This window comes from Delftia sp. DT-2 (assembly GCF_028401915.1).
Taxonomy (GTDB): Bacteria; Pseudomonadota; Gammaproteobacteria; order Burkholderiales; family Burkholderiaceae_C; genus Comamonas; species Comamonas tsuruhatensis.
Genome location: NZ_JAQOTI010000008.1, coordinates 282325 through 300627, shown reverse-complemented (window position 1 = coordinate 300627; position 18303 = coordinate 282325). Strand labels below are relative to the sequence as shown.

Below are 18303 nucleotides of genomic sequence, written 5' to 3'. Positions count from 1 at the left end.
CGGTCAAAGTGCGATCCAGTCGGACGCAGGCAGCATCTTCTGCGCCTTCATGTCCGCCTTGTAGACGCGGCCCACGGGAATCGAATTGCCCTTGATGGTGATGGGCACGCCGATCAGTCCGCCCGTGTCGAAGTCCTTGATGGAGTTGAGCGCTGCCTTGAGGTTGGGGCCGGTGAGCGGCTTGCCCGCGTCCAGGCAGCGCCTGGCCGATTCCACGAACAGCATGGCCGCCAGAAAGCCCTGGATATAGGCCGTGCTCTGGTACTCGGGGCGCAGCGCGCGGATCTTGTCCAGCATGGGCGCCTTGGCCGAGGTGTCGTAGTAGTAGCGGTAGGGCATGACGCCCATGAAACCGTCGCCGGCCTCGCCCATCTTCATGACGGTGGAGCTGTCCATGGTCCAGAAGGTGCCCATCCATCGGCTGGTCATGCCCATCTGCTTGCCCTGCTGGATGAACTCGGGAATGGGCGCGAGGATGTAGCCGTGGAAGATGGTGTAGTCGGGCGCGGCGCGGCGCAGCTTGATGACTTCGGTGGACACGTCCACGCTGCCGGGCGGCGTCATCAGCTTGGCCACCATGTTCAGGCCCAGCTTCTTGGCCGCCGCTTCGCTGGCCTCGATGGGGTCGCGGCCGAATTCGGAGTCGGAGTAGACGAAGGCCACCTTGGCGCCCGGCTTTTCCTTGGCGATGTGCTTGAGCAGGATGCCGAACATCTCCGTGTAGTCGGGCCCCACGAGGAACTGGTTCGGGTACTTGGCCGGGTTGTTGAGCTCGGTGGCGAAGGAGGCGCCCGCCATGAGGATGGCGCCGTTGCGGTCCAGCTCCGGGTTGATGGTCTTGGAAAAGCCCGTGGAGTCGCCGTAGTAGAGGTTGACCTTGTTCTGGCTGGTGATCTTCTTGAACGCGGCCACCGAGACATCGACCTTGTAGCCCGTGTCCTCGGGCACGTAGCGGACCTTGCGGCCCTTGATGCCGCCGGCCTCGTTGACCATCTTCACGTAGTCGCCCATGCCGGCATTGATGCCCACGCCCGCGAAGGCGAACACGCCCGTCATGGGGATGGAGCCGCCGATCACGATGTCTTCGCCACCGGCCTGGGCGCGGGCCGCCAGCGGCGCGGCCAGGCTGGCGCCGGCCGCCAGCAGCAGGCTGCGGCGGCGCGAGGAAGTCGGGTGTTGCTGCATTGCTTGTCTCCTTTTGCTTGTCGTGCGCGGCGCCGCCTCAATTGCGGAAGGGCCACAGGTGGAAGAAGCGGCGCAGGCGCCGCCACATTTGTGCGAGCCCCTGCGGCTCGAAGACCAGAAAGACGATGATCAGCAGCCCGAACACCATGGTGCGCACGGGCGACAGGAAGACGGTGAGCTCGGAGCCGCCGGGCAGCAGGTCCACGATGAGCTTGAGCAGCTCCGGCACCATGGTCATGAAGACTGCGCCCAGGATGGAGCCCAGGATGGAGCCCATGCCGCCGACGATGATGGCCGCCAGAAAGAAGATGGACATCAAGAGCGGAAAGCTCTCAGGCGTGACCACGCGGAAGAAGTACGCCCACAGCCCGCCCGCCACGCCCGCGTAGAACGAGGACAGCCCGAACGACAGCAGCTTGTAGCGCAGCAGCGGTATGCCCAGCACCTCGGCCGAGATGTCGCGGTCGCGGATGGCGATGAAGGCGCGGCCTGTGCGCGTGCGAAACAGGTTGGCCGCGCCCAGCAGCATCAGCAGCGTGACCGGCACGATCACCCAGTACAGCCGGAACGACGTATCCAGCGCCACGCCGAACACCGTGGCCGGCTGCAGCGTCAGGCCGGCCGTGCCGCCCGTGAGCCTGAGGTTGGCGAACAGGAAGTGCGCGATGAACGAGGCCGCGATGGTGGCAATCGCCAGGTACAGGCCCTTGACGCGCAGCGAGGGCAGGCCCACCACGATGCCGCCCAGCATGGCCACGAAGCCGCCCGCCAGCAGGTTGAACAGCACGGGCGTGCCCCAGCGCGCCTGCACGATGGCCACCGTGTAGGCGCCCAGGCCCATGAAGGCGGCCTGGCCCAGGCTCACCAGGCCCGTGTAGCCCGTGAGGATGTTCAGCCCCGTGGCGCTGGCCACGTTGATGCTGACCAGGCAGGCCAGGTACAGCCAGTAGTCGCTGGCCATGAAGGGGAACAGCACCAGCAGCGCGCCGGCCACGGCCAGCCAGATGCGTTGCGTGCGGGAGTCGAACAGCGCCGCGTCGGCGATGTAGCTTTCCTTGAGGGTGCCTATGCGCATGCTGCCGTCCTTGCGAAACTGTCTAGAGCCGCTCGATCTCGTGCGTGCCGAACAGGCCGTAGGGCCTGAGCATCAGCACCACGACCAGCACGATGAAGGTGGCCAGCAGCTTGTATTCGCCGCCCAGGTAGGCGCCGGCCAGCGCCTCCACCAGGCCGATGAACAAGCCGCCGACCAGGGCGCCCAGCACGCTGTCCAGCCCGCCCACGATGACGACCACCAGCACCGACAGGCCGAACACGCCCATGCTCGACGAGATGCCGCCGATGGAGCCGACGATGATTCCCGACACGGCGGCGATCATGGCCGACACCGCCCACGCCAGCGAGAACACGCGCGGCACATTGATGCCCACCGAATAAGCCGCTGCCTGGTCGCTGGCCGTCGCACGCAGGGCCACGCCGCCGCGCCAGTAGCGGAACACCAGCAGCACGGCCGCGATGAAGACCACGGCCACGGCTGCGCCCCAGGCCACCTTGGGCGCGAGAAAGGCCTCGCCGATCATCACGGGCTGCGTGGGCATGAACTCGGGCAGGCGGCGCTGGTCGGCCGTCCAGATCAGCTCCACCAGGCCCACCAGCACCGAGGCCAGGCCCACGGTGACCATGAACACCGAGATCGGCGGCTCGCCCAGCAGCGGCCGGATCATGGTGCGCTCGATCAGCGCGCCCAGCAGCCCCGTGCCCAGCACGGCGGCGGGAATGGCCAGCCACAGCGGCAGCGCGAACATGGCCGCGAAGGTGAAGAACAGGTAGGCGCCCACCATCAGCAGCTCGCCGATGGCGATGTTGACCACGCGCGTGGCCTTGTAGACCACCACGAAGGCCAGCGCGGCCAGCGCATACAGGCCGCCGCCGGCCAGGCCCGTGAGGGCAATCTCGAACAGGTAGGCCCAGTCCATCATGCGGCTTCCTGTGCCAGGGCAGGCTGCTGCGTGGCGGGCTCCGGCCGGGCGGACGCGCCGCGCAGCCGGCGCCGCAGCTCGCCCACATCACCGGCGCCCAGGTAGGCCCGGTTCACCTCGGGATCGGCCTGCACCACGGCGGGCGTGCCCTGGGCGATGACCTGGCCGAAGTTGAGCACCACCACATGGTCGGACAGGTCCATGACCATGCCCATGTCGTGCTCCACCATGAGCACGGTCACGCCCCATTCGGCGCGCACGTCCAGGATGAAGCGCGCCATGTCCTCGGTCTCCTCGCGGTTCATGCCGGCCACGGGCTCGTCCAGCATCAGGATGCGCGGCTGCATGGCCAGGGCGCGCGCCATCTCCACGCGCTTTTGCAGGCCGTAGGACAGGGCGGCCACGGGCGCATGTCGGATGTGGTCTATCTCCAGGAAATCGATGATGCGCTCCTCGATGTCGCGGCGCAGCTCGGCCTCTTCGCGGCGAGCGCGGCCCAGATAGAGCAGGGCATCGAACACGTTGGTGCGCAGGTGGGCGTGGCGGCCCAGCTTGATGTTGTCCAGCACCGTCATGCCCCGGAACAGCGCAATGTTCTGGAAGCTGCGCCCCAGGCCCAGCCGCGCGCGGCGCGGCGCCGGCACGCGCGTGATGTCCTCGCCCTGGAAGCGGATGGAGCCGCCCGTCGGCCGGTAAAAGCCCGAGATGGTGTTGAACAGCGACGTCTTGCCCGCGCCGTTGGGACCGATCACGGCCGTGATCGAGCCGGGCTGCACATCGAAGCCCACGCCCGACAGCGCCTTCACGCCGCCAAAGGCGAGCGTGATGCCATCGACCTGCAGCAAGGGGGCGGGCGGGCCGCCGTCGGGGTGTGTCTCCATGGCTGTCTCGTGCGTTGGTTCGTCGAGCCGGGCAGGAGCCTACTGGTGCGTAGGCTGTTTACTTTGGAGTAGATTCTGGTTGTCGCCCACCGCATGCAGCATCGGTGATTTCCCCGGTGCACCCGCCGCCATGAAGCCATCGAGCCCTGAAACCAAGACCCGACCCAGCCCCGGAACCCGCGCCCGCAAAGGCCGTGCGGCGCCCGCCGTGGACTCGCCCTGGAGCGGCACGCCCGACCGCGAGCAGCAGCGCGAGGCCAAGCGCCAAGCCGTGCTGCAGGCCGCCGCGCAGCTGTTCAACGAGCGCGGCTTCTCCGCCACCTCGCTGGACGACATCGCCGCGCGGCTGGGCGTGAGCAAGCCCACGCTGTACTACTACGTCAAGAACAAGGACGAGATCCTGCTGCAGTGCGTGAACCAGGGCCTGGCCATGACGCTGAAAGGCATCGAGGCCTCGCGCCGCGCAGGTGGCCAGGCCGTGGACCAGCTGCGCGCCTGCATGCAGGTCTATGCGCGCATCGTCACCATGGACTTCGGCATGTGCCTGATCCGTGTCGGCGACGAACAGGTCCCCCCCGACAGCCGCCGCGAACTGCGCCGCCAGAAGGCCGCCATAGACCAGGCCTTCCGCCGCCTGGTGGCCGCCGGCGTGCAGGAGGGCTCCCTGGCCCCCTGCGACCCCAAGATGACGGCCTTCGTGATTGCCGGCGCGCTCAGCTGGATAGGCCGCTGGTACCAGCCCGGCGGCCAGTACTCGGCCGAGGAAGTGGCGCAGCAGTGCATTGATACCTTGATGGGGGGGGTGTTGCGCAGGGACCAGGCCCCTGCACAGCAAAAGAAGCGGGCGCGCAATCCGGATTCGAAACGTGCAGCAGCCGAGGCCCGAGGCCCAGGACAACCGCCCGGCGGGGCAGCAGGCTAGGGCGCCGTACTGCCCTCGTCCTGCGCTGCCAGATCATCCAATATCGGGCAGTCCGGCCGGTCGTCGCCGTGGCAGCAGTGCACCAGGGTCTTGAGCGTGCGCTGCATGGCCTGCATGGCGGCGATGCGCTCGGTCAGTGCGTCGATGTGGCGCTGGGCGATGTCCTTGACCTGGCTGCTGGCACGGCTCTTGTCCTGCCACAGGCCCAGCAAGGTGGCGATCTCGTCCATGGAGAAACCGAGGTCGCGGGCGCGGCGGATGAAGCGCAGGGCGTGCACGTCGGACTCGGCGTACTGGCGGTAGCCGCCGTCCGTGCGGTGCATGGGCGGCAGCAGGCCCTGGGCTTCGTAGTGGCGCACCATGCGCGCCGAGACACCGGCGCGGCGCGCGGCCTCGCCGATGGAGACGGGCCAGTGCTGTGCTTGGGCGGACATGGTGCGTGTCACTCCGGGGACTCAGGCGACCTTGTAGCCTTCTTCGGCGATGGCCGCGCCCAGCGCCTCGCGGCTGGCGCTGCTGTCGACTTCCACGCGCTGGGCTGCGCGATCGATTTTTACCTGGGCCTGGTCATCCACGCCCTGCACGGCCTGGGTGACGGCGCGTTCGCAGTGGCCGCAGGTCATGCCCTGCACGGTGAAAACATGTTGCATTTCTAGCTCCTGGTTGGGGCGCGCCGAAGTGGCGCAAGCCATGGACGGCATGTTGAACCCTGACACCATGGCAAGGTCAAGCGCCTGGCTGGGCAAGGGTTGATTTGGCCCAACTCGATGTGAGTCGGCCGGCTCAATGATCCGCTGCAATGGCCGATAGATCGAAAAGAGCCGTGAATATGCAAAAACCGTCATAGACCATTGGCGATCATCTGACAAACTGCAACAATTTGTATTTACGTTGGCGCTATGCATTTGGAGACCGTGCGTGCGCCCTGACTGACAGAGAGGAAAACGGTCATGAACTTGTTGGGAATGATGCGGGCTTTCACGATCCGCACGCGGATGCTGGGTGCCATCGCCATGGTGCTGGTGCTGCTGGGTCTGCTGGGCGGAGCCGGGATGCTGGGCATGTTCCGCATCCATGGCATGAGTCAGCAGTTCATGCATACCTCGTACGCCAAGATGGGCTACATGGTGGAGCTGCGCGCCGAGCTGGGCGCGGTGCGCGCCCATGAAAAGGACATGATCATCCAGTACGAGCGTGCCGACGAGGTGCGCAAGGCCCACGGGCAGTGGCTGGCGGCCATCGAGCGCGTCAAGGCCGTGGCGGGGCGTTTTCTGAAGGACGAGGACCCTGCCGACGATGCCATCGTCAGCGGCATCTCCGACCGTGTGGACCGCTACCGCCAGCAGTTCGAGCACATTGCGCGCCAGCTGGAGGCCGGTGGCTACGACACGGCCACCACGGCCAACCGCATGAGCGGCAAGGCCATGGCCGAGGTGGCCGAGGTCGAAAAGCTCATCGCCCAGCTCGACCAGCTGCTGCGCCAGCAGGTCGATGCCATGGCCGCCGAGGAGCAGGGCGTGGCCGAGCAGACGCAGTGGATCTTCGTCGCCGCCGTGGTGCTCACGGTGCTGGTGGTGGTGCCGCTGACGCTGATGAACATGCTGTCCATCTGCCGCCCCCTGGTGCAGGCGCGCCAGACGGCGCTGACCATCGCCCAGGGCGACCTTTCGCAGAGCGTCAAGGTGGAGGGCAAGGACGAGGTGGCCGACCTGCAGCGCGCGCTGGACCAGATGCAGCAGAGCCTGGGCTCCATGGTGACCCAGGTGCGCGACGCCAGCGGCAACATCGCCACGGCCAGCCAGGAGATCGCCACGGGCAACCAGGACCTGTCCTCGCGCACAGAGCAGACGGCCAGCAATGTGCAGGAGACCGTGGCCTCGCTGTCCCAGCTCACGGCCACGGTGCAGCAGACGGCATCGTCCTCGCAGCTGGCCAACCAGCTGGCGGCCTCTGCCTCGACCACGGCCACGCGCGGTGGCGACGTGGTGGCCCAGGCTGTGGTCAGCATGCAGGAGATCACGACCTCCAGCCGCAAGATCGGCGACATCATCGGCCTGATCGACTCCATCGCCTTCCAGACCAACATCCTGGCGCTGAACGCCGCCGTGGAAGCGGCACGTGCCGGCGAGCAGGGCCGCGGCTTTGCCGTGGTGGCGGCCGAGGTGCGATCCCTGGCCCAGCGCTCGGCCCAGGCGGCCAGCGAGATCAAGGCGCTGATCCAGACCAGCGTGCAGGCCGTGGACGTGGGCGTGCGCCAGGTCGAGGACGCGGGCAAGACCATGAAGGAAATCGTGGACAGCGTGCAGCGCGTGGGCGACATCATTGGCGAGATCACGGCGGCTTCCAGCGAGCAGTCGGGAGGCATCGGCCAGGTCAACCAGGCCGTGGGCGATATCGACCGCATGACGCAGCAGAACGCAGCCCTGGTCGAGGAATCGGCTGCCGCCGCCGAGTCGCTGCGCGAGCAGGCCGCGCGCCTGGCGCAGGTGGTGGGCCAGTTCCGCATTGCCGGTGCGGCCGTGGCATCCATGGGCTCGCATGCTTCCTACGGCCGTCCCTCCCAGGGCCAGCCCAGCCTGGCGCCGGCCGCAGGCCGCGCCTCGCTGGCCTCTGGCCGTGACACGCGCGAGACCCAGCTGCTGGAACACGCCTGAGATAGCGGACGCAGGGACAGGGGCCCGGCCCCTGTTCCACGTGAATCGTCTGGATAAAAAAAGCGGAGTGCGATGCACTCCGCTTTTTGTTTGTGCGGCCGCCAATCAGGCCTGGCGCGCGAACGGGTAGTCGATATAGCCCTCTGCGCCGCCGCCGTAGAACAGGCTGGAGTTCCAGGGATTCAGCGGCAGGTCGTCGCGCAGGCGGTGGACCAGGTCGGGATTGGAGATGAAGGCCTTGCCGAAGGCCACGATATCGGCGTGGCCGCTTTCCACGGCGCGCAGGGCCATGTCGCGGTCATAGCCGTTGTTGACCATCCAGGCGCCCTGGCCGCCGGCCTCGCGGTAGGCGGATTTGAGGGCCGCGTAGTCGAAGGGCCGGTCGGGCAACTCACGCGGGCCGCCGGTGGAGCCTTCGATGATGTGGATGTAGGCCAGGCCCAGCGGCGCCAGCTGGCGCACCACGTATTCGAACAGCGGCTGGGGGTCGGCATCGGCGATGTCGTTGGCCGGCGTCACGGGCGACAGGCGGATGCCCACGCGGCCGCCGCCCACGGCATCGGCGGCGGCGCGTGTGCATTCGAGCAGCAGGCGGGCGCGGTTCTCGATGCTGCCGCCGTAGTCGTCATCGCGCCGGTTGGCGCCGGTCTTGAGGAACTGGTCCAGCAGGTAGCCGTTGGCGCCGTGCAGCTCCACGCCGTCGAAACCGGCCGTCTCCACGGCATTGCGCGCGGCCACGGCGAAGCTGTGGACGATGGCGGGCAGCTCGTGCTGGGCGAGCGCGCGCGGCGCGGAGGTGGGCACGAACTGGCCCTTGCCCGAGTCCTCGTCGATCACATAGGTCTTGGATCTGGCCGCCACCGGGGACGGTCCCACGGGCGCCTGGCCTTCGGGCTGCAGCGAGGTGTGCGAGACCCGGCCCACATGCCACAGCTGGGTGACGATGCGCCCGCCGGCCTTGTGCACGGCGTCGGTCACGCGCCTCCAGCCGTCGAGCTGCTCGCTGCCGTACAGGCCCGGCACATGGGCATAGCCCTGGCCCTGGTGGCTGATGGCCGTGCCTTCGCTGATCAGCAGGCCGGCGCTGGCGCGCTGGGCGTAGTAGGTGACCATGATGTCGTTGGGCAGGGCCTGGGGTGCGCGGTTGCGCGTCAGCGGTGCCATGGCGATGCGGTTGGGCAGGCGCAGTTCGCCAGCCTGTATGGGTTCGAACAGAGAGGTCATGCAACGGGGCTTTCTGTGCGTGAAGCAAAAGCGCCACCCGTGCGGGCGGCGCGGCGTACGGCACAGATTACGCCCATGGAATCAATCGTGCAGGCCAGGGATTTGCGCGCTGTCGTGCAGGCGACGGTGCTGTGCCACGAGTCGGCCCAGCGCCTGCATCTGCGCTGTCACGAAGCTGCGCGTGGCGGCATCGGTGCACAGGCCCTGGCTGTCGAATTTCTGCGCCGCCTGGCCCACAAACACCTCGGGCCGGGCCAGCACGTCGGCTTCCATGCACTGCAATACCTTGCGCAGTTCGTACTGGACGCGCGCCCCGCCCAGCGGGCCCGGCGAGGCCGAGACAAGGGCCACGGGCTTGTGCCGAAAGGGCTGGTCGTCGCCACGCGAGATCCAGTCCAGCGCATTCTTGAACATGCCTGGAATGGAGAAGTTGTACTCGGGAGTGGCCAGCACCACGGCGTCGGCACGGCGGATGCGCTCGCGCAACTGGTGCACGGGTTCCGGCATGCCCGTGGCCAGCAGGTCGGCATCCAGCGGCGGCAGCGCGCGCCAGTCGCAGACCTGCATCGTGGCCTGGGGTGGCAGGCATTCGCCCGCCAGCTCCAGCAGCAGGCGGTTCAGGGAATGGCGGCGCAGGCTGCCGCACAGTCCGATGATGTCCATGGCGTCAGGCCTGCAGCGCGATGCCGACCTGCTGGATGACGCCGCGCCAGCGCGCGATCTCGGCGCCCACCATGCCACGCATCTCCTCGGGGCTGCAGGGCGTGGCCGCGCTGCCGGCGCTGGCCAGGGCCTGGAGCAGGTCGGGCTCCTTCAGGGCCTTGTGGGTTTCGGCGGCCAGCCTTTGCACCACGTCGGCGGGCGTGCCTGCGGGCGCGGCCAGGCCCAGCCAGGAGCGCACCTCGAAGCTGGGCAGCACGGCCGAGGCCGGCGGCACCTCGGGCAGAGTGGGCCAGGCCTGGGCGCTGGTGACAGCCAGGGCGCGCAGCCGGCCCGACTTGATGTGCGGCATGGCCACGGTCAGCGTGTCGCTGAGCACGTCCACATCGCCCGCTATCACGGCCTGCACGGGTGCGCCGCCGCCCCGGTAGGGCACGTGCAGCAGCTGCACCTTGGCCGTGGAGCCCAGCAGCTCGCCGGCCATGTGCTGGGTGGAGCCCACGCCCACCGAAGTGAAGGTGATGCGTCCCGGCTCCTTGCGGGCCATGGCCAGCAGATCGGCGAGGGTCCTGGCGGGATGCTCGGCGCGCACGGCCACCACGAAGGGAAAGGACGAGACGGTGGAGACAAAGGCGAAGTCCTTGACCGCGTCGTAGGGCAGCGATTTGCGCAGCGCGGCCGACACGGTGTGCGCGCCCGTGAGCATGACCAGGCTGTAGCCGTCCGGCACCGCCTTGGCCACGAAGTTGCTGGCAATGGAGCCGCCCGCGCCGCTCTTGATCTCCACCACCACGGGCTGCCTGAGCGATTCCTGCAGCTTCTGGGCCACGAGCCGGGCCACCACGTCGGCATTGCCGCCCGCGCCAAAGCCGTGGATCAATTGAATGGGCCGGTTGGGAAAACCGCCCTGGGCCCGGGCCGTGGGCAGGGCGAGTGAGGCGGCGCCTGCAAGCAGGGCCGCGCGTCGGGTGATGGCATTCATGTCGTGTCTCCTTTTTTTGTATTGCGCGCGGCGGACGTGTCCAGTGGCTTCGCTGGCGTTGCTGCTAGCGGTCCGCGCGCGCGTAGCCGGTCTGGGCGCCGTAGAGCTTTGCGCGCTGCGACCAGTCGTGGGTCTCGTTCCACAGGGCCAGCACCTGCATGGCCTCCTGCTCGAAGACCTGGTGGCGCGCCGCGTCGGCCGTGCGCGCGGTCAGCTCCAGGCGGTGGCCCGAAGGGTCGAAGAAGTAGATGGAGGTGATGAAGTCGTCGTGGTTGGTGGGGCCCACCACGTCAATGCCCCGGTCCAGCAGGTCCTGCCGGGCGCGCAGCACGGTGTCCACGTCGGCGACCTCGAAGGCGAAGTGCTGTATCCAGCCCGGCGACTCCATGTCCTTCATCTGGCCCGGGTCCCTGGGGCACTCGAAGAAGGCGATGGAGCTGCCGTCCTCCATCTCGAAAAAGATGTGGATGTGCGGGCTGTACTGGCCCGTGGAGGGCACATGGTCCTCGCCCATGGCGTGGGTGAAGCGCAGGCCCAGCACCTCGGTATAGAAGCGCACGGTCTCGGCCGCGTCCTTGCAGCGGTAGGCGGCGTGGTGAAGCTTTTTGCACAGCATGGATGTCTCCTGTCAGTCGGTGGAAAAGGGGCCGGAAGTGGACGCGGGGCCTGTGGCGCCGTGGAGCGGCTCCTGGCAGCCGCTCCACTGGGGCTGGAAGAAGGGGGCCGGGACCAGGAGCTTCGATTCCTGGCTTTGCAGCAGCGGCAGCATGCGCGCGACATAGGCCTGCCAGCGTGGCTCGGCCAGCAGGCGGGCGCGGCGCTCGGCGCGCTCGTTCAGGTCCGTATAGGCCCACAGGTGGACGATCTGGTTGAGTGGCCCCGAGTCGCTGGTGTAGTAGCCGACCATGCGGCCCAGAATGCGTTGCTGCAGCTCCAGGCCCTCGGCCTGGTAGAGCGCCAGGTAGTCCCGCCACTTGCCGGGGTGGGCGGTGTAGGTGCGTTGTTCGACGAGCATGCCGTGCCTTTTTTCAACCGAGGCTGTGGCCGCCGTCGATCACGATGCGCGTGCCCGTGGCCGTGCGCAGATGCGTGGCGCAGGCGAGGATGGCCTGCGCCACATCGCCGGGCTCGACCACGCGGCCCAGCGGCGTGTGCGCGGCCTTTTTCTCCAGCTCCTGGCGGCTGCGGCCCCCCACGAAGCCCGTGTCCACGGCGGCGGGCGAGACGCAGAGAAAGCGCACCGGGCCGAAGGCGCGCGCCATGGACACCGTCAGCGTGTCCAGCGCGGCCTTGGCGGCGCAATAGGCCATGTTGCTGCCTAGGCCCGTGAAGGCGGAGACCGAGGACACGTTGACCACGGCGGCATCCTGCGAGGCGCGCAGCAGCGGCAGCAGGGCCCGCGTCACGGCATAGGTGCCGCCCACATTGGCGCACAGGATGCGGTTGAACAGCGCGGGCTCCAGCGCATCGATCTGCGCGTGCGCGATGCGCTCGGTGAAGCCCGCGCAGTTGACCAGCAGGTCCACCCGGCCCAGGTGCTGCTGCAGCCACTGAGCGGCGGTGGCGTGGCTGGCCTCGTCTTGCAGCGACAGCTGCAGCGTGTGGTGGCTGCCCGGCAGTTCCTCGCGCAGCGCCTGGGCGCGGTCGCGGCCCTGGTGGTAGCCGATCACGACGGTGGCGCCCTCGCGGGCCAGGGCCCGCGCCGTGGCGGCGCCTATGCCGCTGCTAGCGCCGGTGACGACGGCGATTCTGTCTTGCAATGGCGGATGGGAGAGTTGCATCATTCGGAAATCCGTGGCGCCCGGCCTTGCCGTGCCCTGGCCGGGCCGTGGTTGATCGGCCATTCCGATTGTTTTCAAATCGCCCGGCGGCGCCACTCAGTTGTCCGATAAACGAACATGACCTCATCGTCCGATGCCGGCTCCCTCAAGCGGGGCGTGGCCTTTCTCAAGCTGCTGGCGACCGGGGGCGTGCGCGGTTGCCCGCTCAGCGAACTGGCCGAAAAATCCGGCGTGCCCCACCCTTCGGCCCACCGCATCCTCAAGCAGCTGATTGCCGAGCGCCTGGTGGTGCACGACGCCCAGACCCACCGCTACCGGCTGGGGCCGCTGGCCTTCGAGCTGGGCTTGGCCGGGTCGATGCTGCACGACATACGCGACCTGTGCGAGCCGGCCATGGCGGCGCTGTCACGTGAAACCGAGGACACGGCCTACCTGGTGGTGCGCAGCGGATTCGAGGCCGTGTGCCTGCACCGGCTCGAAGGCGACTTCCCCATACGCACGCTGGTGCTGCAGGTCGGCAGCCGGCGCCCGCTGGGCGTGGGCGCCGGTGGGCTGGCCGTGCTGGCCGCCATTGCGCCCGAGGAGCGCGAGGCCATCATCGAGCGCGTGGCGCCCGCCCTGCCGGCCTTTGGCAAGCTCACCGATGCGGGACTGCGCCTGGCCTGCGAGGAAACGGCCCGCGCAGGCGTGGCCGTGATACAGAACCGCGTGAGCCTGGGCGTGACGGCCGTGGGCGCGCATTTTTGCGACAGCATGGGCCAGGCCATGGGGGCGGTCAGCGTGGCCGCGCTGACCCAGCGCATGACGGCGGCGCGCGTGCGGCGCATCGCCCAGCAGGTGCGCGCTGCGGCGGCCCAGATAGAGCAGCGCATCCGCACGCGCAAAAGATAAGGGGCCGGCTGGTCTACACCAGCCGGCCCCTTGTCGGCCCCTTGTGCCGCCGAGCCCGGGCTCGGCGCTGCTTACTTGAGCAGGCCTTCGGCCTTCATCGCGGCCTGCACGGCAGGGCGGGCCAGCACGCGCTCGCGGTAGGCCAGGAGGTTGGTCAGCTCGGAGATGTCCACGCCCACGAACTGGGCCCAGCCCGTCACGGTGAACAGGTAGGCGTCGGCCACGGTGAACTGCTCGCCCATCAGGTAGTCGCGTCCATTGAGCTCGCCGTCCACCCACTTGAGGCGGTCCAGCACGCGCTGGCGCACCACGGGCTTGTAGTCGTCGGGCGTGGCGGGGTTGAACAGGGGACCGAAGCCCTTGTGCAGCTCGGTGCCGATGAAGTTCAGCCACTCCTGCAGGTGGTAGCGGGCCATGGTGCCGTTGGCAGGCGCCAGCTTCTTCTCGGGGACCAGATCGGCCAGGTACTGGACGATGGCCGGGCCTTCATGCAGCGTGTCGCCGTCGTCGAGCACGAGGAAGGGAACATAGCCCAGCGGGTTGATGCCGTAGTAGTCCGTGCCGTCCTGCAGCTTGTGCGTCTTGGTGCTGGCCAGGACCGGCTCGTAGGTCAGGCCTGCCTCGTGCAGGACGATGTGGGGAGACAGAGAGCAGGCGCCAGGGCTGTAGTAGAGCTTCATGGTGGATGGCTTCCGATCAGGGTAAGAAAGACAAGCGCCCATGCTAACCCCATGTGGCGGGGCTGCGCATGATGGGACCGCGCTGGCGCCAGGGTTCAGGCCGACAGGCGCCGTGCAGCCCAGAGCACCTGTTCCAGCACGGCCTTCATGCCCAGCTGGTCCTGGGGGCGCTGCAGGCGGCCGGCGTCGTCGAATGCCTGGCCTGCCTGGCCCACGGCGTGGCTCACGGGTGCCAGCCAGCACTGCAGGTTCAGCAGCAGCGGCGCCAGGTGCGACTGGGCGCGCAGGCCGCCCAGGCCGCCGGGCGAGGCGCTGGCCATGCCCACGACCTTGCCGCGAAAGGGCAGGGTGCCGTCGGACCAGACCGCATCACCGGCCACGGGGCTGGAAGCCCAGTCGATGGCGTTCTTGAGCAGGGCGGGGTAGCTGCCGTTGTACTCGGGCGAGCAGATCAGCCAGGCCGGGTGGCTGTGCAGCGCGGCCTTGAAGCGCAGCACGTTGGGCGGTGTGCCGCTGGCCTCCAGGTCGGCGTTGTACATGGGGATGTCGAAATCCGACAGCTCCAGCAGCGTGGGCTGGGCGCCCAGTTCGCGCGCCATGTCGGCGGCGGCGGCGGCCAGGCGCCGGTTGTGCGATTGTTGGCGGGTACTGCCCGCGAAGATGAGGATCTGCATGGCCGCCATTGCATCACAGGCCCTGCACATGTTTCTTGCAAGCGGGCCGCGTTGCGGGCGGCGGCGCGCAGCATCCTGCGGAGAATGCCGCCGCCCGCCGCCCTGTTTCACGTGGAACACCGGCAGAGTACCGGCCCGGTGGCAGGGCTGGCCGACCCCTTGCAAGGCACTGGTGCGGCAAAGGTGGGAAAATCGCGGGTTCCCCGCTGGGTTCCCCTCGCTACATGAACGAGGGCCACCTGCCATGAGCGCCGGAGCGTGAGTGCTCCGTGTCGGGGGCTTGGGCCGGGCAGGCCCCCGGAGTGATAAGCATGTTGTACCCACAGGAATTTGATGTGATCGTGGTCGGTGGCGGCCACGCCGGCACCGAGGCCGCGCTGGCTGCTGCGCGCATGGGCTGCAGGACGCTGCTGCTGAGCCACAACATCGAGACCCTGGGCCAGATGAGCTGCAATCCCAGCATCGGCGGGATCGGCAAGGGCCATCTGGTCAAGGAAGTGGATGCGCTGGGCGGCGCCATGGCGCTGGCCACCGATATCGGCGGCATACAGTTCCGCATCCTCAACAGCTCCAAGGGCCCGGCCGTGCGTGCCACGCGCGCCCAGGCCGACCGCATTCTCTACAAGGCCGCCATCCGCGACATGCTGGAGAACCAGCCCAACCTGTGGCTGTTCCAGCAGGCGGTGGACGACCTCATGGTCGAAGGCGACCGCGTGGTGGGCGCCGTCACGCAGGTCGGCGTGCGCTTTCGCAGCCGCACCGTGGTGCTCACGGCGGGTACCTTCCTGGACGGCAAGATCCACGTGGGCCTGAACAACTACGCGGCAGGCCGCGCGGGCGACCCGCCGGCCGTCAGCCTGTCGTCGCGGCTCAAGGAACTGCAGCTGCCCCAGGGCCGCCTGAAGACCGGCACGCCGCCGCGCCTGGATGGCCGCAGCATCGACTTCTCGCAGTGCGAGGAGCAGCCCGGCGACGGCATGCCCGGCGGTGTCAACGAAGGCGTGCTGCCCGTGTTCAGCTTCATCGGCAATGCGGCCATGCATCCGCGCCAGATGCCCTGCTGGATCACCCACACCAACGAGCGCACGCACGACATCATCCGCAGCGGCTTTGACCGCAGCCCCATGTTCACGGGCAAGATCGAGGGCGTGGGCCCGCGCTACTGCCCCAGCGTCGAGGACAAGATCAACCGCTTTGCCGACAAGGAAAGCCACCAGATCTTCCTGGAGCCCGAAGGCCTGACCACCAACGAGTTCTATCCCAACGGCATCTCCACCAGCCTGCCCTTCGACATCCAGTACGAACTGGTGCGCAGCATGAAGGGGCTGGAGAACGCGCACATCCTGCGTCCCGGCTACGCCATCGAGTACGACTACTTCGATCCGCGCTCGCTCAAGAGCAGCTTCGAGACGCGCCAGATCCAGGGCCTGTTCTTCGCGGGCCAGATCAACGGCACGACCGGCTACGAGGAAGCGGCGGCCCAGGGCCTGTTCGCCGGCCTCAACGCCGCGCTGCAGTGCCGCGGCCAGGAAGCCTGGCTGCCGCGCCGCGACGAGGCCTACCTGGGCGTGCTGGTCGATGACCTGATCACCAAGGGCGTGACCGAGCCCTACCGCATGTTCACCAGCCGCGCCGAGTTCCGTCTGCAGCTGCGCGAGGACAACGCCGACATGCGCCTGACCGAGGCCGGCCGCGCCATGGGCCTGGTGGACGATGCGCGCTGGGATGCCTTCAGCCGCAAGCGCGATGCTGTTTCACGTGAAACAGAGCGCCTGAAGTCCACCTGGGTCAATCCGCGCATCGTCGCGCCCGAGGAATCGGAGCGGGTGCTGGGCAAGTCCATCGAGCGTGAATACAACCTCTTCGACCTGCTGCGCCGCCCCGATGTGGGCTACGGCAAGCTGATGAGCCTGAACGAAGGCCGCTATGCCTCGGCCGATGTGCAGCCCGAGGTGCTGGGCGATCTCAGCGCCTCCGTCGTCGAGCAGGTGGAGATCGCGGCCAAGTACGCAGGCTACATCGACCGCCAGAAGGACGAGGTGCAGCGCGCCGCCCACTTCGAGAACCTGCGCCTGCCGGCCGAGCTGGACTATATGCAGGTGCCGGCCCTGTCCTTCGAGGTGCGCCAGTCGCTGCAAAAGCACAGGCCCGAGACGCTGGGCCAGGCATCGCGCATGTCGGGCGTGACGCCAGCGGCGATCTCGCTGCTGATGGTGCACCTGAAGAAGGGGGGCTTTCGGGGCTTTGCCCCTGATGTGACAGACGCGAAGGGCGAGGAGGCATCCGCATGAGCCAGGAACTGCGCGCTCCTCTCGAGGCCGGCCTGCGGGCGCTGGGCCTGGAGCTTTCCCCTGCCCAGGTCGATACGCTGATGGAATTCCAAGCCCTGCTGGGCAAGTGGAACAAGGTCTACAACCTCACGGCAGTGCGTGATCCGCAGGAAATGCTGACCCACCACCTGCTCGACAGCCTGGCCGCCGTGCCGCCCCTGCAGCGCCACCTGGCCCAGATGCCTGCGCGCGCAGGGCGCACCGCCATGCTGGACGTGGGATCGGGCGGCGGCCTGCCCGGCGTGGTCTTTGCCGTCTGCTGCCCGCAGATCGACGTGCACTGCGTGGACACGGTGGGCAAGAAGGCGGCCTTCATCCAGCAGGCGGCGGCCACTCTGCGCCTGCCCAACCTGCGCGGCATCCACAGCCGCGTGGAGCAGTTGACCACGCGCTATCCGCTGATCAGCTGCCGTGCCTTTGCCTCGCTGGCGGACTTCACCAGCTGGTCGCGCCAGGCGCTGGAGGAGGGCGGCACATGGCTGGCCATGAAGGGCAAGCACCCCGACGAGGAAATCGCCGCGCTGCCTGCCGACGTGCAGGTGTTTCACGTGGAACCATTGAAGGTGCCGGGCCTGGATGCCGAGCGCTGCATCCTCTGGCTGCGCACTGCTGCAGCCTGATTTTTTTACCGAATAGCACACTGCCGCGTTGCGGCGGAGCCATGTTCCCCATGCGCTGGCCATGGCCCTCGCATAAACTCCCAGCTTTCATCGCTCAGGGGTCAGCATGTTCGGCATCTCCGATTTCAGCGCATTCGTTGTTGCCATTCTTCTGTTTTTGCTGATTCCGGGGCCGGGCAATCTGGCGCTGATCACCTCCACCGGCAAGGGCGGCATACGTGCCGGAATGGCGGCCTGCGCCGGCGTGCTGGCGGCCGACCAGGTACTGATCTGGATGGCGGTGGCGGGCGTTGCCGCGCTGCTGGCCTCCTATCCCGCGGCCTTCCATGCCGTGCAGTGGCTGGGCGCCGCCTACCTGGGCTGGCTGGGTTTCAGGATGCTCACAGCCAGGCCCGGCGACAAGCCCGTGCTGCACATCGAGCCGCGCCACTACTTTCGCCAGGCCGGCCTGATCACCCTGATGAACCCCAAGTCCATCGTGTTCTACATGGCCTTCTTCCCGCTGTTCGTGGATCCCGCAAGCCACCAGGGCCTGCTCACGTTCGCGGTGATGGCGGCCACGGTGGCTGCTCTGACCTTTCTCTATTGCCTGATCGTGGTGCTGCTGACCGCGCATCTGGCCGAGCGCATGCGCGCCAATCCTGCGGTTTCCCGGGTTCTCGAAAAGACTGCGGGCGTGTTCCTGATCGGTTTTGGCCTCAAGCTGGCCATCGCCAAATAAGCGTGTAAATACCATGGCCAAAATCTTCTGTGTCGCCAATCAAAAGGGTGGGGTCGGCAAGACCACCACCGCCGTCAACCTTGCTGCGGGCCTGGCCAAGATCGGCCAGCGCGTGCTGA

Annotated in this window: 21 protein-coding genes; 7 read left to right on the top strand and 14 right to left on the bottom strand. The window is 68.0% G+C overall.

The window, feature by feature from the left end:
- Positions 1-3: 3 nt before the first annotated feature.
- The 4 genes from PO605_RS16635 to PO605_RS16620 are packed head-to-tail and all read right to left on the bottom strand — an operon-like array spanning position 4 to position 4045.
- Positions 4-1185, bottom strand: a complete 1182-nt coding sequence (locus PO605_RS16635) for an ABC transporter substrate-binding protein (RefSeq protein WP_047217531.1) — start codon at positions 1183-1185, stop codon at positions 4-6.
- Between the two features lie 37 nt (positions 1186-1222).
- The gene (locus PO605_RS16630; RefSeq protein WP_046239407.1) at positions 1223-2260 is read right to left on the bottom strand and encodes a branched-chain amino acid ABC transporter permease; all 1038 of its coding nucleotides are present in this window, start codon (positions 2258-2260) and stop codon (positions 1223-1225) included.
- Between the two features lie 22 nt (positions 2261-2282).
- Positions 2283-3164: a branched-chain amino acid ABC transporter permease gene (locus PO605_RS16625; RefSeq protein WP_017406956.1), complete on the bottom strand. Its 882-nt coding sequence runs from the start codon at positions 3162-3164 to the stop codon at positions 2283-2285.
- A complete protein-coding gene (locus tag PO605_RS16620) occupies positions 3161-4045 on the bottom strand; it encodes an ABC transporter ATP-binding protein (RefSeq protein ID WP_272206653.1) in 885 nt (294 codons plus the stop codon). The genes PO605_RS16625 and PO605_RS16620 overlap by 4 nt, the downstream gene beginning before the upstream one ends.
- Positions 4046-4175: 130 nt before the next feature.
- On the opposite strand from PO605_RS16620, the gene PO605_RS16615 reads away from it, so the two are divergent.
- The gene (locus PO605_RS16615) at positions 4176-4967 is read left to right on the top strand and encodes a TetR/AcrR family transcriptional regulator (protein WP_047469613.1); all 792 of its coding nucleotides are present in this window, start codon (positions 4176-4178) and stop codon (positions 4965-4967) included.
- On the opposite strand, the gene cueR is transcribed toward PO605_RS16615, so the two are convergent.
- Together cueR and PO605_RS16605 are read right to left on the bottom strand one after the other, a co-directional pair.
- The gene (gene cueR / locus PO605_RS16610) at positions 4964-5401 is read right to left on the bottom strand and encodes a Cu(I)-responsive transcriptional regulator (RefSeq protein WP_043789533.1); all 438 of its coding nucleotides are present in this window, start codon (positions 5399-5401) and stop codon (positions 4964-4966) included. The two genes, PO605_RS16615 and cueR, sit on opposite strands and share 4 nt — an antisense overlap.
- A gap of 21 nt (positions 5402-5422) precedes the next feature.
- Positions 5423-5617, bottom strand: a complete 195-nt coding sequence (locus tag PO605_RS16605) for a heavy-metal-associated domain-containing protein (protein ID WP_012201975.1) — start codon at positions 5615-5617, stop codon at positions 5423-5425.
- A gap of 300 nt (positions 5618-5917) precedes the next feature.
- Between PO605_RS16605 and PO605_RS16600 the strand changes: the two genes are divergently transcribed.
- A complete protein-coding gene (locus PO605_RS16600; protein ID WP_016447285.1) occupies positions 5918-7621 on the top strand; it encodes a methyl-accepting chemotaxis protein in 1704 nt (567 codons plus the stop codon).
- Positions 7622-7726: 105 nt separating this feature from the next.
- On the opposite strand, the gene PO605_RS16595 is transcribed toward PO605_RS16600, so the two are convergent.
- The 6 genes from PO605_RS16595 to PO605_RS16570 all read right to left on the bottom strand — a co-directional run bounded on the left by PO605_RS16595 (position 7727) and on the right by PO605_RS16570 (position 12271).
- Entirely contained in the window at positions 7727-8845 is a 1119-nt protein-coding gene (locus tag PO605_RS16595) for an alkene reductase (RefSeq protein ID WP_047469610.1), read from the bottom strand.
- A gap of 81 nt (positions 8846-8926) precedes the next feature.
- On the bottom strand, positions 8927-9508 hold the full coding sequence (locus PO605_RS16590; protein ID WP_047469608.1) for an NADPH-dependent FMN reductase: 582 nt from the start codon (positions 9506-9508) through the stop codon (positions 8927-8929).
- Positions 9509-9512: 4 nt separating this feature from the next.
- Complete coding sequence (locus tag PO605_RS16585) at positions 9513-10487, bottom strand: tripartite tricarboxylate transporter substrate binding protein (protein WP_047469604.1); 975 nt, start codon at positions 10485-10487, stop codon at positions 9513-9515.
- Between the two features lie 64 nt (positions 10488-10551).
- Complete coding sequence (locus PO605_RS16580) at positions 10552-11103, bottom strand: VOC family protein (RefSeq protein WP_047469601.1); 552 nt, start codon at positions 11101-11103, stop codon at positions 10552-10554.
- Between the two features lie 12 nt (positions 11104-11115).
- On the bottom strand, positions 11116-11502 hold the full coding sequence (locus tag PO605_RS16575; RefSeq protein WP_047469599.1) for an NIPSNAP family protein: 387 nt from the start codon (positions 11500-11502) through the stop codon (positions 11116-11118).
- Between the two features lie 13 nt (positions 11503-11515).
- Positions 11516-12271, bottom strand: coding sequence for an SDR family NAD(P)-dependent oxidoreductase (locus PO605_RS16570; RefSeq protein WP_047469596.1), 756 nt, complete (start codon positions 12269-12271; stop codon positions 11516-11518).
- 114 nt (positions 12272-12385) lie between these two features.
- Here PO605_RS16570 and PO605_RS16565 point away from each other — a divergent pair, with 114 nt between their 5' ends.
- Positions 12386-13159 carry an IclR family transcriptional regulator gene (locus tag PO605_RS16565; RefSeq protein WP_012201983.1) on the top strand — a complete coding sequence of 258 codons (774 nt, stop codon included), beginning with the start codon at positions 12386-12388 and terminating at the stop codon, positions 13157-13159.
- A 71-nt stretch (positions 13160-13230) separates the two neighbouring features.
- Here PO605_RS16565 and gstA read toward each other — a convergent pair whose 3' ends face one another.
- Together gstA and PO605_RS16555 are read right to left on the bottom strand one after the other, a co-directional pair.
- Complete coding sequence (gene gstA, locus PO605_RS16560; RefSeq protein WP_272206652.1) at positions 13231-13839, bottom strand: glutathione transferase GstA; 609 nt, start codon at positions 13837-13839, stop codon at positions 13231-13233.
- A gap of 95 nt (positions 13840-13934) precedes the next feature.
- Positions 13935-14522, bottom strand: coding sequence for an NADPH-dependent FMN reductase (locus PO605_RS16555; protein ID WP_047471584.1), 588 nt, complete (start codon positions 14520-14522; stop codon positions 13935-13937).
- 302 nt (positions 14523-14824) lie between these two features.
- Between PO605_RS16555 and mnmG the strand changes: the two genes are divergently transcribed.
- From mnmG to PO605_RS16535, 4 genes are all read left to right on the top strand, one after another.
- Positions 14825-16804, top strand: a complete 1980-nt coding sequence (gene mnmG / locus PO605_RS16550; RefSeq protein ID WP_016447288.1) for a tRNA uridine-5-carboxymethylaminomethyl(34) synthesis enzyme MnmG — start codon at positions 14825-14827, stop codon at positions 16802-16804.
- Positions 16801-17463 carry a 16S rRNA (guanine(527)-N(7))-methyltransferase RsmG gene (rsmG, locus tag PO605_RS16545; protein WP_047471583.1) on the top strand — a complete coding sequence of 221 codons (663 nt, stop codon included), beginning with the start codon at positions 16801-16803 and terminating at the stop codon, positions 17461-17463. Before mnmG ends, rsmG begins: the two co-directional genes overlap by 4 nt.
- A gap of 106 nt (positions 17464-17569) precedes the next feature.
- A complete protein-coding gene (locus PO605_RS16540) occupies positions 17570-18184 on the top strand; it encodes a LysE family transporter (protein WP_016447290.1) in 615 nt (204 codons plus the stop codon).
- A 13-nt stretch (positions 18185-18197) separates the two neighbouring features.
- On the top strand, positions 18198-18303 hold a 106-nt coding region (locus tag PO605_RS16535; protein WP_272206661.1), incomplete at its 3' end, for a ParA family protein.